A 13,832-nucleotide genomic window follows, 5' to 3' on the forward strand; every position below is an offset into this window, starting at 1 on the left:
GCGGGGTGGGACCCCGACCAACGCAGAACCGCCGCGGTGGCCTCGCAGTTGTGGCCCCCAAACCTGAGTTTGGGGGCCACAACTGGGAGTTCGCCGATGACGCGGAGTCTCACTTGCCGGACTGGCTAGATGGCGGCTACGCCCCGCTCACCGGTCCGGACGCGAACGGCGTCGTACACTTCCACCATCCACACCTTGCCGTCGCCGGCGGTCCCGGTGTTGGAGGTGGCAACGATGACGTCCATGAGGTCGTAGGCCTGTTCGTCAGTGGCCAGGACCTCGATGCGGACCTTGGCGTGCAGGTCCACGGTGTATTCGGCGCCGCGGTAGATCTCGGTGTGGCCGCGCTGGCGGCCGTAGCCGTGGGCGCTGCTGACGGTCAGGCCCTGGACTCCGTAGCTTTCGAGGGCGTTGCGGACTTCGTCGAGCTGTTCGGGCCGGATGATGGCCGTTATGAGTTTCATGCGTCGACCTTCTCATCACTCGTGTGGGAATCGGCGGATGCCGCGGACTTGAGGGGCCGTTCCAGCATGGGCTGGAAGCTGCCGGAGGTGCGCCCGCCAATGTCGTAGGCGGACTCGGCGTGGACGGAGACATCGATGCCGGCGGACTCGTGTTCGCTGGAGATGCGGAAGCCCATGGTCTTGTTGATGACCCAGCCAATGGCGTAGGCCAGCACGAAGGAGTAGACCATGACGGCGCCGGCCGCGATGGCCTGCTTGCCCAGCAGTTCCAGTCCGCCGCCGTAGAACAGGCCCTGGCCGCCGGCAGGCGAGTTGGGATCGGCGGCGAGGCCGATGAACAGGGTGCCGACGATGCCGCCGACGAGGTGGACGCCGACGACGTCGAGCGAGTCATCGATGCCCAGGCGGTACTTCAGGCCGACGGCCAAGGCGCACACTGCACCGGCCAGCAGGCCCAGCGCCAGGGACCACATGGGGGTCAGTGCGGAGCAGGCGGGGGTGATGGCGACCAGGCCGGCCACGGCACCCGATGCGGCACCCAGCGAGGTGGCGTGTCCGTCGCGGATCTTTTCAACCAGGAGCCAGCCGAGGATCGCGGCAGCCGGAGCGGCCAGGGTGTTGATCCAGGCGTATCCTGCAACGGCGTTAGCGCCCAGGGCGGATCCTGCGTTGAAGCCGAACCAGCCAAACCAGAGCAGACCGGCGCCCAGCATGACGAAGGGGAGGTTGTGGGGGCGGTGGCTCGGATCCTTGCCGAAGCCCTTGCGCTTGCCCAGGATCAGTGCCAGTGCCAGTGCAGCGGCGCCTGCGTTGATGTGCACGGCGGTGCCGCCGGCAAAGTCGATGGCGCCCAGGCCCTGGCCAATCCAGCCGCCTGTGGGGTTGCCGTTGGCGTCTTCGGTGAAGGAGAAGACCCAGTGGGCCACCGGGAAGTAGACAACCGTTACCCAGATGGCCGCGAAGGTCATCCAGGCGCCAAACTTGGCGCGGTCCGCGATGGCGCCGGTGATGAGTGCCACCGTGATGATCGCGAAGACGGCCTGGAAGCCAACAAAGACGATTTCAGGGATGGAGCCCACCAGGGGTGCGCCTTCACCTGTGTCGAGAACGCCCTGCAGGCCCAGCTTTTCAAGCGGGTTGCCGAGGAGTCCGCCGCCCACGTCCGAGCCGAATGTTGCGGAGTAGCCAAACAGGACCCACAGGACTGCAACGACGCCGATGGCTCCGAAGCTCATCATCATCATGTTCAGTACGGCCTTGGCACGCGTCATGCCGCCGTAGAAAAACGCCAGTCCCGGTGTCATGAGCAGCACCAGGGCTGCTGAAACTAGGACCCATGCTGTATCGCCAGTGTTCATTGGGCTGGCCTTTCATTGCAAGAGTTGCGTGCGTGCCGCGTCATCGGGGCTGTGCGCTTTGGACTCTTTCAATGCTGGGCTGCGCGTGTTTCACATCGGCGCGGAAATGATTTCCGCCTCGTTACATCTGGTGCCCGTGGGTTAAGTCGGCGCGACGGGCTTGTTTCCGGATTGTTTCGGGTTGTGATTCACCTCATGTGAGCGGCTGCTGGCGCTAATCCCTGCCCGGCAACGGGACAGCCGTTAAAGACGAATGGTGCCCGCCGAAGCGGGCACCATTCGCCATCACGTCACATTCGCAGGCACTCAGGCCAGAAGCGCGTCCACAAAACTCTCGGCGTCGAACGGCGCAAGGTCATCGGCGCCTTCGCCCAGTCCCACGAGCTTGACGGGCACACCCAGTGTTTTCTGGATTGCCACAACAATTCCGCCCTTTGCGGTGCCATCCAGCTTGGTCAGCACAATGCCGGTGATGTTGACGACCTCGGCAAAAACCTTGGCCTGGGTCAGGCCGTTCTGTCCTGTGGTGGCATCCAGGACCAGCAGCACCTCGTCCACGGTGGCCTGCTTCTCAATGACGCGCTTGACCTTGCCCAGCTCGTCCATGAGGCCCACCTTGTTCTGCAGGCGGCCGGCGGTGTCGATCATGACCACGTCAACCTCGGCGTCGATGCCCGCCTTCACGGCCTCGAAGGCGACGGACGCGGGGTCCGCACCATCGACGTCGGACTTCACGGTGGGAACCCCCACGCGGGCACCCCAGGTTGCCAGCTGCTCGGCGGCGGCGGCGCGGAAGGTGTCGGCCGCACCCAGCAGCACGTCCTTGTCCTCGGCCACGAACACACGGGCCAGCTTGCCCACGGTGGTGGTCTTGCCGACGCCGTTGACGCCAACCACCATGAGCACGGCGGGGCGGTCGTCGTGGCGGTCAATGTTCAGGCTGCGGTCCATGGTGGGGTCGACCAGCTTGATGAGTTCCTCGCGCAGCATGGCCTGCACGTGCTCGGGGCTGCGCACGCCCAAAACCTTCACGCGTTCGCGCAGGGTGTCCACCAGTTCCATGGTGGAATCCGTGCCGATGTCCGCCAGCAGCAGGGTCTCCTCGACCTCTTCCCACACATCCTCGTCAATGGTGTCGCGGGACAGCAGGGCCAGCAGCCCCTTGCCCAGCGCATTGTTGGACTTGGCCAGGCGCGCACGCAGGCGGACCAGGCGGCCCTCGACGGGCAGGGGCGTCTCGATGGACGGGGCGGCCGGCGCTTCCGGCTCCTCTTCAACGTCCGACGGCGGCGCCTGGGTTTCCGGGCGGTCCTCCACCAGGGTGCCGCCACCCTGGGCAGCGTCGGCGTCCAGCGGGGCGGGATCGTTGGCATCGCGCGGGCCGGTGTAGTTCTGGCTGCTGCGGCGGGCCTTCAGGAAGACGGGGATGAGACCGCCAATGACGGCAAGCCCAACCACGATGGACAGGATGATGGGGAGAATATCGTTCACCCTCCCAGTCTCTCACGCGGGCTGCCGGCGCCCGGATACGCAACAAAACATCCAATGTCTGACAAACCCTTGACGCACTGATATCGATAACAAATACTTGGGATGCCTGCAGTTTTGTGATCTTTACAGGACAGTTACGATCCAAATCTCGCAGACAACCTGGTTCTGGCGGCTTAAAGGTCGGACTGCTGGCCCGGCGTCGTCGTTGACGCCCCTCCTGCACCCACGGCAGCTGCCAGTCCCGGACTTCACTTGCGCCCCAATGGAACCCACAGACAAGAGACACGCTCCATGAAACTTGGAAGACGACATGCACCTGCCATGGCGGCAGCCCTGAGCCTGGTACTCGGCTCGGCGCTCATGCCGCTGGCCGGCGCCGCCGCAGCACCCGAAGGCGTGGTCGCCGCACCCGCATTCGAGATCCCCAACACCCGGCCGGCCTGGCAAAACCTGGCCCTGACCCCGCCCATGGGTTACAACAACTGGGCCTACTTCACCTACAACTTCGATGAGGCCAGCCTGCTGGCACAGGCCCAGAAGATGAAGGATTCCGGGCTCATTGCCGCCGGTTACGACACTCTCACCATTGACGACGCGTGGATGACCAAGGACCGCGGCCCCGACGGCAAGCTCGTGGTGGACACCGCCAAGTTCCCCGACGGCATGAAGGCCTTCGGCGACAAACTGCACGCCCTTGGCCTGAAGTTCGGCATCTACGCCGATGCCGGCACCCGCACCTGCGGCAACTACGCCGGCTCCCTCGGTTTCGAGGACGTCGACGCCAAGCAGTTCGCCTCCTTCGGCGTTGACTTCGTCAAGGTGGACGGCTGCAACATGCCCGGCGGCGGGCCCGACGCCTACAAGGCCGCCTACCAGAAATGGTCCGACGCCCTGGCCAATGCCGGCCGCCCCATGGTCTTCTCCGTTTCCGCCCCCGCCTACTTCCAGCACGGCAACGAGGCCACCTGGCACGACATGATCGACTTCTCCGGCGACATCGGCAACATGTGGCGCGAGGGCGACGACATCGCCTACGCGAGCTATGGCCATGACCGCGTCTGGAACTCGATCATGAACAACTACAACTACAACGTCAAGTTGCCCCAGTTCGCCGGCCCCGGCCACTGGAACGACCCCGACTTTGTGATGGTTGGCACCAACGGCCTGACGCGCGACGAGGAGCAGGCGCAGTTCTCCCTCTACGCCCAGATGGCCGCCCCGCTGTTCCTGTCCACGGACCTGACGGCGCTCTCCCCCGACCAACTGGCCACCGTCAGCAACCCCGAGGTCATCGCCATCAACCAGGACACGCTGGGCGCGCAGGGCTACATTGTCCAGCAGAGCAGCGAATTTGAGGTGCTGACCAAGCCCCTGGCCAACGGCGACACCAGCGTGGTCCTGTTCAACAAGTCCACCACGGCCCGGACCATCTCCACCGACCTGAAAACTGTCGGGGCCACCGGCACGGTTGAACTGCGCGACGTCTGGAAGAAGCAGTCCGCCGGCACCAGCGATTCGGCGATCAGCGCCGTCGTGCCCGCCCACGGCGTGGCCATGTACCGCCTGTCCAAGGCAGCCGTCCCCGCCAACCAGGCCCGCCTGGGCGGCTCCGGCACCGGATCCGTGTCCTCGGGCGCCTCCGGCACCGCCCTCGTGACGGTCAGCAACAACGGCTCGGCAGCAGCCAGCAATGTGCGCGTCAAGCTCGGGTCAGCGGGCGGCGTCACGCCGGCCGCAGCGTCCGAGGTGGTGGTCCCCAAGCTCGACGCCGGGGCTTCCGCCACCATCCCCGTGGCCGTCACCGCAGCTGCAGGCACCGTGGCCGGCACGGCAACACTGACCGCGAGCGCCGTCGCAGCGGACGGCACGGCTGCGGCCCTGCCCGTCAATGTCACGGTATCGGCTTCGACGATTGCCGGGGATTCGTTCCTGAGCGACCTCAAGCCGAGCGCCTGGAAGCTGTTCGACAACACGAAATTCGGCATGGACACCCAGTTCGACCCGTCCCGCAAGATCATCCTGGCCGGCAAGACATACGAGAAGGGCCTGGGCGGACAGGCCGGCGGCAGCGTCACCTTTGACCTCAATGGCCAGTGCACGTCCTTCTCGGCCACGATTGGCATTGATGACTACAACCTGGACTACGCCGTCACCCACGGCCAGCCCAAGGTCTGGTCCACGTTTACGCTGACCGACCAGGCAGGCACCGTCCTGAAGAACGTTGACTTCACAGCGCCCGACACCGCCGTCCAGCCGTTCACGGCGAACGTCACGGGTGTGCAGCGCCTGACCATCGCCAACAACAACTTTGGCGCCAACGGCTACTACGCCCACGCCAACTGGGCCGATGCAAAGGTCACTTGTGCCGGGGCAGCAGCAGTTTCTGCTCCCTCCGTCACGGCCCATCCCGCAAACGCCACCGTGGCCGACGGCGCGGAAGCCACCCTGGCTGCGGCCGCCAACGGCACGGCCACTTCCTACTCCTGGCAGGCCTCGCGTGACGGCGGCACAACCTGGCAGGCCGTCTCAGCGGCACCGACGGCCCCGGCCACCGGCGCAACCACCGCCACGGCCACGCTGAAGGTGCCGGCCTCGGCCAGCGAGTCCGGCGTCAAGTACCGCGCGGTGTTCAGCAACCAGGGCGGCACCGTTGCCTCCAACCCGGCAACGCTCACCGTCACCGGTCCTGCCGCAACCCCCGTGGCAACCACCGTGGCGGCGACTCTCACTGACGGGGTGGCACAGGCCCGCCCCGGCCAAGTCCTGCCCTACACGGGAACAGCCACGGTCGGGGCGCAGCCCGCCACCGGGCTGAACCTGGTGCTGGCGGCCTCGGCCAAGGCACCTCTGGGCGCGGCCCCCGTGGTCACGGCCAAGACACCGGCAGGGGTGGCCATCCCGGTCACCACCACCCTGTCCGTGGCCGGAAACGTCCACACCATGAAGGTCAACGGCACGCTGCCCGCCGGAACCATCCTCACAGTCAACGCCCTGGGCATCGTGGCCGATGGCCTGCTTGACGGTTCGGGCAACATCACGGCAACCCTGGCGATCTCGGCCGATCTCTCGGGTGCCGCAGTGACGGCAACGGAGAACACGGCACTGGCCTACAAGGCGGCCCTGGACAGCCTGTTCACGGACACCACGCGGGCCCCGCTTCCGGGCACGGCGTTGAACTACACCTCCACCACCATGGTGGGCCGCAGCGGGTTCCTCAACGCCGGCGCCAACTACGGCCCGGCCGAGTCCGTGACACTCACGCTCACCCCGGACGCGGCACTGCCGTTCACCGCACAGCCCACTGTCTCTGTCCTGGATGCCAACGGCACCCCCGTCACGGTGCCGAACACGATCACCGGTGCGGGCACCAACGCCTCCCCGTACGTGGTCACCTTCAACGCCCCGGTCCCCCAGGGCACCATCACCACCAAAACCCCGGCCACGGTTCCGGCCGGCGCGGCCTACGGCACCAGCTACACGGCCAAACTGACCAGCAACCTCAGCAACAACGGGCGGACAGCGGCACCCGCAGCGGCAACCGACGTCGACCTTGTGGACAATGCGCCCACAGTGCAGAACACGCTGACGGCCGATGCAACCACCATCAAGCCCGGCGAAAGCTACAACTTCACAGCCAAGACCAAGGTGGCCAACGGAGCCGCAAAGAAGCTGCTGATCAACCTCTACGGCACACCGGCCGCACCCCTGGATGACAACCCGGTGGTTACCGCCGAACTGCCCAACGGGGACAACTTCCCGGTCACGGCAACTGTTTCACGTTCCGTCACGGCCTACACGGTGAACATCCACGAGGTGGTGCCGGCCAACAGCACCGTGACCGTCAAGGGCAGCGGCACGGTTGTGGCCGAACCCGCCACGGGGGCCCGTGTCAGTGTCCGCCAGACGGCACACGCCGTGAACATGGGTGGGGACCCCACCTCCATCGGCGGCACCGAGGTGGCAATCGCACTGCAGGCACCCGTCAAGCCGTCGGTTCCGCTGCCGGAAGGCTGCACCAACAACGCCATCCGCCCCACCGGCGCCACGGCCAGCTCACAGGAGACCTCCGGGGAAAACACGCCTGCCTCCAACGCCATCGACGGCTCCACCAGCACGTTCTGGGGCAGCCGCTGGTCCACCGCCGGGGCGGCCTACCCGCACCAGCTCATACTGGACCTGGGCAAGGAAGCATCGCTGTGCGGCATCAACTACGTTCCTCGCCAGGGCAACTCCAACGGGCGCGTGGCCACCTACAAGGTGTACGTGAGCAACGACCCCACGGTTAAGGGGACGGCTGTTGCCAGCGGCTCGCTGGAGGACTCCAACGAGGTCCAGACCATCCTGTTCGGTGCTGCCGCGCAGGGCGCAGCGGCCAAGGCTGCACCGGTCCAGGGCCGCTACGTGGTCTTTGAGGGCCTCAGCGAAGTTGCCTCCGTCTCCACGGGCACCATGACGGTGGCCGAACTGAGCGTCAACAGCTTTGCCGAGGGCCCCGTGGAACCCGTGGACGCCAAGGCCACGCTGACCAACGCGCTGACGGCCCCGGCCACAGTTGCACCAGGCGGAGCCATTGCCTACCAGGGAACTGTGACCGTGGGCAGCACAGGCTTTGCCAACCCGGACGCCATTGCCGGGCCGGCAGAGGAGCTGAAGCTGACGCTGACCCCGGGAACCGGCGCACCGTTCACCGGCGCACCCGTGGTGGTGGTCCGCAATGCGGCCGGCGCCACAGTGACTGTTGCCTCAACTGTCACGGGAACCGGAACCTCGGCCAGCCCCTTCGTGGTGGCCTTTGGCGCTCCGGTCCCGCAGGGAACTGTCACGGTGACGGTCAACGCCACCGCCCCGGCCTCCGGTTCGGTGTCGGCCACCTTGGGCTCGGAACTGCTCAACAACGGTTCCACCGCCTCGCCCAAGGCTGCGACTGCCGCCACCGCGGTCGAAGTGACGGCGACGCCGACTCCCACTCCCACTGAGTCGGCAACGGCGACGCCGACAGAGAGTGCAACACCGACGCCCACGGCCACGGCCACACCGTCGGCGTCGGCAACCCCGACGCCGACGGCAAGCGCTACACCGACACCGTCGGCCAGCGCTACGCCCACCGCGTCCGCCACGCCGTCGGCAACCGCAACACCCACAGGTGCGGCAACGGCAACCACGTCGGCAACGCCGGGTGAATCGCCGTCGCAAAGTGCCACCCCAACACCCGGGGGCGGCGCGACGACGTCGAACTCCGCTGCGGCACCGACCGGGGCACCGTCCCCGGCCCGGTCCACGGGGGCCGTTGCCGTGGTGGACGGCCTGCCCGACACCGGTTTCCAGAACGCGGCTGCCGCCCTCGGCGCACTCGTGCTGGTGGCCGGATGCGCCGTCCTCATCGGGGCACGGCGCAGGAAGGCCGCGCACTGATTCAACTGAACTGAGCCCGGACAAGGCAAAGGGTGGCTGCTGCGATTGCAACAGCCACCCTTTGCTGTGGCAAACTCATTGCCGATGGCAACGCTGAATCCCGACCCAAAAACCACAGCCGGCACCCCGGCCAAGCTCCCCCGCGAGATCAAGGTCTTGGTGGCCGCGGCCTTCCTGATCGCGATTGGATTTGGCATTGTGGCCCCCGTGCTGCCGCAGTTCGCGCGGAGCTTCGACGTGGGCGTGACAGCAGCCGCCGTGGTGGTCAGCGCCTTCGCGTTCACCCGGCTCATCTTTGCCCCGCTCAGCGGCACGCTCGTGGAGCGCATGGGCGAACGCCGCACCTACATCCTTGGCATCCTGATCGTGGCGGCCTCCTCGGCGGCCTGCGCATTTGCCCAGGACTACTGGCAGCTGCTCATCTTCCGAGGACTGGGCGGCATCGGCTCCACCATGTTCACGGTGGCTGCCATGGGTCTGCTGATCCGCATGGCGCCGCCGCAGTCGCGCGGCCGGGTCTCCAGCCTGTATGCAGGATCCTTCCTGCTGGGCAACATTGCCGGACCCGCCGTGGGCGGGCTGCTCGCGGGCTTCGGCATGCAGCTGCCCTTCCTGGTCTACGCCGGGGCGCTGGTCCTTGTGGCCCTGCTCGTGGCGACACAGCTGCCGGCGGTTGCCGCCGTTGCCGGCATCTCCGCTGCAACGCCCAAGAAGGAAATCCTGCCGCTGCGTGAGGCACTCGGGATCCCGGCCTACCGCGCTGTGCTGACCTCCGGATTCGCCAACGGCTGGTCCGCCTTCGGCATCCGCATGGCGCTGGTGCCGCTGTTCGCCACCGCGGCACTGGGCGCCGGCCCCCAGGTGGCCGGAATCTCCCTGGCGGTTTTTGCCATCGGCACCGGCATTGCGCTGTCCTTCTCCGGCAAGCTGGCCGACACCTGGGGCCGCAAGCCCATGATCCTCTCGGGCTTGGCCGTGAACGGCATCGCCATGGGAGTGCTTGGCTTCACGGGCAACGAGTTCTGGTTCTTCATAGTTTCCGCCATTGCGGGCTTGGGCAGTGGGCTCATGGGCCCGGCCCAGCAGGCCACGGTGGCCGACGTCATTGGCAACGAGCGTTCGGGCGGGAAGGTGCTGGCCACATTCCAGATGAGTTCCGACTTCGGCGCCATCATCGGCCCCATTGCCGCCGGGGTCCTGGTGGACGCGTTCTCCTACGGGCCGGCGTTCCTCATGGCCACTGCCGTGGCACTGCTCAGCTTCCTGTTTTGGCTCCCGGCCAAGGACACAAGGCTCAGCTAGCCGTCATCAACGGCCGCCGGCGCCTCAGACCACCGGGCCCAGTTTCCCCAGTGCCGCCGATCCCCTGACCGCAGCGGCCAGGTCCACCAGGGCCTGGCCGTGCAGTTCCGCCAGCTCTGCCGCCCTCCCGGCGGGCCCACCTTCCGGACCGAAATCAGAACCCTTGAAGTACAGGTCCGGCGCAAGCACCTGTGTGCCAAAGAATCCGGCAACGCTGGCGGCCAGCTCACGCGTGCCAAGGAAATGCTCGCCCGAGGCGCCGGTCATCACCACGGCCACCGGCGTGCCGGCCAGCGGCTCGGCGCCCGGCTTCCGCTCAATCCGTTCAAGCAGTGTGCGCAGCGCCGCCGTGTGGCTGGCCCGGTAGGTGGGGCTGCCCAGCACGACGGCGTCCGCTGCGGCAATGCGGGCCAGGACCTCCGGGTGGTCGTGGGAGACAAGCTCGGTTTCGGCACCCCGGGATGCGGCCCCGGCCAGCACTGCGGCCACCGCTGCGGCGGTCTTTCCCGGACCGTGCGGGCTGCCGTCAATGCCCAGCACAATCATGCGACGGCTCCCACGAGCGCCGGCTGGACGCGGGCGTAGGCACCCTTGTAAAACAGCAGGGGTTCGGCCTCGGCCCGTGCGTCCAGGGCCCGCACGGAACCCACCACAATGGTGTGGTCGCCGCCGTCGTACTCTTGGTGCAGCTCGCAATCCACCCAGGCCAGGGCCTGGTCCAGCACCGGGTTCCCCAGCGGCGACGGTGAATGGCCAACCCCGGCGAACTTGTCGGCGCCGGAGCGGGCAAACTGCACGGACAGGTGCTGGTGCTCGGCCGGCAGGATGTTGACGGTGAAGCGGCCGGCGGCCCGCAGCAGGGGCCAGGTGCTGGAGGTGCGGGACGGGCTAAAAGTCACCAGCGCCGGTTCCAGCGACAGCGAGGCAAAGCTTTGGCAGGTGAAGCCGATGGGTCCCTGCGGCGTCGCGGCGGTGATCACTGTCAGGCCTGTCGCGAAGTGGCCCAGCACGTTGCGCAGCTGCTGCGGCGTGACGGGGAGGTGGCTTGTCATGGGGCTTCCTTTCGTGGCGGTAATGCCACAAAACCACTTCCGGCAACCGGCCGCCAAGACCCCTGCAATGTGCTGAAACACCGCTCAACGTGGCTCAACATGACGTGACGCGGCGTAACACCCCGGGTGGATCAGGCCGGCATTTTCGCCACCACGAGCTCCATGCGCAGGTTCAAATCAAGGCGCACGTCGCCGAGTTCGTCTGCCTCCACCACGGGCAGGGCATGGGTGCTTGCCCGGCCACGCTCCTGTTCGGTTTCCGGCAGGCCCAGGTTGCCGCGCAGCGTCGCCGCTGCGTAGCGGGTGGGGTAGATGCCGCGCCGCTGCAGCTCCGGGACCAGGTGGTTCACCAGCTCGGCCAGCTCACCCGGAAACATCCACGGCATGACCGTGAAGCCGTCAACGGCACCGGAGCGGGCAAAGTCCAGCAGCTGCTCCGCCACACCGGCGGGCGAACCAACGAACGCCGCCGCGTCCCAGGCGTCCGGCGGGAGCTGGGCACGCATGGACTCGGCCCTTTGGCGGGCTTCTTCATCCGTGGCCGCGAGGATGATTGTTGCGGACTGAATGATCTTGACGTCGTTGGCGCCGCGTCCGGCGTCCACGGCATGCGCCACGATCTCCCGCCTGACGGCCAGTGCCTCGGCAAGGCCGGCCGGGGCGGAGATGACCACATCGGCGTGCCGGGCGGCGAAGGCACGTTCCCGGGCCGATCCGCCGTCGTGCACCAGCACGGGCCCTGACTTGGTGGCGGGCCCTTCCAGCCTGCCGAGCCCCAGGCTGTACATTTGTCCGCCGTGCTCGAAGGCCCCGAGCGTCTCCACCGGCCCGGCGTGCGCATCCCTGGGCTTGGGGGCCCGCCAGGTGCGCCGCGCCGATTCAATGAAACCGTGCCGGCCGTCCGCGGAGGCGACGCCCTCGCCGTCGGGCCCGTCCGCTCCCCCGCCAGCGGAAACGCCGGATGCGCCGTCCGCCAAGAGATGCCAGGCTGCCCGCCCGCCGGACAGACTGTCCAGGGAGGCAACCCTGTGGACAAGGTCCGCGGGGTCGTCGTAGTCGGGCGCCGCCGCCACGACCACCCCGATGCTGGTGGTAACGGCCGCGATCGCGGCGAGCATTGTGGCGGCATCGTTGCTGCCTGCAGGGTCAGTGGCCGACGCGGCACCGGGATCATCCCGCAGCCAGTACCTCTGATCCAGGGAAAGCAGGGAGAACAGCCCCCGCTCGGCAGTCTGGGCGTGGCTGCGCAGCTGCTCGAAGTCCAGCTCGGAAGGCGGGCCGATGAGGCTCACGCCCAGGTGGATCCGGCCCGTGGGGGCAAACTCCGCAAGTGGTTCGTGGATGTCCGTCATGGTGTTCATTTCTGCTTGGCTGGACCGCTGCCTGCCCCTCCGCGCAAACACGTCAGTGCCGGCACCGGCGGGGCGGTGGCTTGTTCGATAGAGCGTTTCACAGTGGCCCGGGGGCGAAGTTGCAATCCGTAACAAAGCGGTGCCGGAACTGCCGCCGAGGGCACCCGTTCAAGTCCCGGCGCGACGCCGGACGACTTCCCTTTACCCCCTGCAACCCCGTGTTTCAAAGGTTTTGGCAGCTGCCCTTCGACTGCCCGAGGGTTGAGTCACCACAGCAAAAACACCAACGAACAGCAGAGGAAATCATGACCCCCATCATCACCAGAAGCGCCCTTTCCATCGCCCTGGCGGCCTCCGCCGCACTCGGCCTGGCCGCCTGCTCAGACCCGGGCGCCGCGGCCAACGCGGGTGCCAATGCCGGGGCCGGGGCGGCAGGCGCGCCATCCTCAACGACCAAGACGTTCAACCTGTCCCCCGAGCAGGGCCGCACCCCGGCGGCCCCGGATCCCGCCGCCGTCGCCCTGGTCCCGGCCAGCATCAGCAAGGACGGCAAGCTCACCGTGGCCGTCAGCCCGTTCGCAGCACCGCTCGCGGTGTACGCGACGGACAACGTCACCCCTGTTGGCAACGAGGTGGACATCGCCGTGGCGCTGGCCCAGACCCTGGGCCTGGAGGCGGACATTGTGCCCACAACCTGGGCCGACTGGCCGCTGGGTGTGTCCTCGGGCAAGTACGAGGCAGTCATCAGCAATGTCACCGTCACGGAGGAGCGCAAGCAAAAGTTCGACTTCGCCAGCTACCGGGAGGACAAGCTGGGCTTCTACGCCAAGGAGGACAGCACTGTCACGAAGGTGGAGTCCGCCCCAGATGTTGCCGGCAAGAAGGTGATCGTGGGCTCCGGAACCAACCAGGAGGCCATCCTGCTGGCCTGGGACAAGGAGAACAAGGCCAAGGGCCTGGCCCCCGTGGAGTTCCAGTACTACGACGACGACTCCGCCTCGACCCTGGCGCTGCAGTCCGGCCGGGCTGACCTCACCTTCGGCCCGAATGCCACAGCGGCGTACAAGGCGGCCACGGACGGCAAGACCAAGCTCGTGGGACTGGTCGACGGCGGATGGCCGCTGAAGGCCAGCATCGCGGCCACCACCAAGAAGGGAAATGGGCTGGCCGCGGCGGCGCAGGCCGGCCTGAACCACCTGATCGCCGACGGCACGTACGGCACGTACGGCAAGATCCTGGACAAGTGGGGGCTGGGCACCGAGGCCGTGGCCAAGTCCGAGCTGAACCCGCCGGGCCTGCCGGCCAGCTAGCCTGCCTCCACGCACGACGACGGGAGCCCACCTTTTGCAACGAAAGGTGGGCTCCCGTCGTCGTGCCGCCCCCGCCGCCAAAACGCTCCCT

Annotated in this window: 9 protein-coding genes; 3 read left to right on the forward strand and 6 right to left on the reverse strand. The window is 67.3% G+C overall.

Going from position 1 to position 13,832, the window contains the following annotated elements; all coding sequences use genetic code 11:
* Window positions 1–125: 125 nt before the first annotated feature.
* From PCK14_RS12675 to ftsY, 3 genes are all read right to left on the reverse strand, one after another.
* The gene (locus PCK14_RS12675) at window positions 126–464 is read right to left on the reverse strand and encodes a P-II family nitrogen regulator (protein WP_269938866.1); all 339 of its coding nucleotides are present in this window, start codon (window positions 462–464) and stop codon (window positions 126–128) included.
* Window positions 461–1,822, reverse strand: coding sequence for an ammonium transporter (locus tag PCK14_RS12680; RefSeq protein WP_269938867.1), 1,362 nt, complete (start codon window positions 1,820–1,822; stop codon window positions 461–463). Before PCK14_RS12680 ends, PCK14_RS12675 begins: the two co-directional genes overlap by 4 nt.
* 306 nt (window positions 1,823–2,128) lie before the next feature.
* A complete protein-coding gene (gene ftsY / locus PCK14_RS12685; protein ID WP_269938868.1) occupies window positions 2,129–3,313 on the reverse strand; it encodes a signal recognition particle-docking protein FtsY in 1,185 nt (394 codons plus the stop codon).
* A gap of 291 nt (window positions 3,314–3,604) precedes the next feature.
* Between ftsY and PCK14_RS12690 the strand changes: the two genes are divergently transcribed.
* Window positions 3,605–8,725 (forward strand): discoidin domain-containing protein, encoded by a 5,121-nt coding sequence (locus PCK14_RS12690; protein ID WP_269938869.1) that lies wholly within the window; start codon window positions 3,605–3,607, stop codon window positions 8,723–8,725.
* Between the two features lie 84 nt (window positions 8,726–8,809).
* A complete protein-coding gene (locus tag PCK14_RS12695; protein WP_269938870.1) occupies window positions 8,810–10,027 on the forward strand; it encodes an MFS transporter in 1,218 nt (405 codons plus the stop codon).
* Window positions 10,028–10,051: 24 nt separating this feature from the next.
* Here the strand turns inward: PCK14_RS12695 and PCK14_RS12700 are convergent, their stop codons facing one another.
* The 3 genes from PCK14_RS12700 to PCK14_RS12710 form a co-directional block, all read right to left on the reverse strand.
* A complete protein-coding gene (locus tag PCK14_RS12700) occupies window positions 10,052–10,573 on the reverse strand; it encodes an NAD(P)H-dependent oxidoreductase (RefSeq protein ID WP_269938871.1) in 522 nt (173 codons plus the stop codon).
* A complete protein-coding gene (locus PCK14_RS12705) occupies window positions 10,570–11,079 on the reverse strand; it encodes a flavin reductase family protein (protein WP_269938872.1) in 510 nt (169 codons plus the stop codon). Before PCK14_RS12705 ends, PCK14_RS12700 begins: the two co-directional genes overlap by 4 nt.
* A 131-nt stretch (window positions 11,080–11,210) precedes the next feature.
* The gene (locus PCK14_RS12710) at window positions 11,211–12,440 is read right to left on the reverse strand and encodes an LLM class flavin-dependent oxidoreductase (protein WP_269938873.1); all 1,230 of its coding nucleotides are present in this window, start codon (window positions 12,438–12,440) and stop codon (window positions 11,211–11,213) included.
* A gap of 296 nt (window positions 12,441–12,736) precedes the next feature.
* Between PCK14_RS12710 and PCK14_RS12715 the strand changes: the two genes are divergently transcribed.
* The gene (locus PCK14_RS12715) at window positions 12,737–13,741 is read left to right on the forward strand and encodes an ABC transporter substrate-binding protein (protein ID WP_269938874.1); all 1,005 of its coding nucleotides are present in this window, start codon (window positions 12,737–12,739) and stop codon (window positions 13,739–13,741) included.
* Window positions 13,742–13,832: the final 91 nt, after the last annotated feature.

Origin of the sequence: Arthrobacter sp. HY1533 (genome assembly GCF_027568515.1) — a bacterium.
Lineage (GTDB): Bacteria > Actinomycetota > Actinomycetes > Actinomycetales > Micrococcaceae > Specibacter.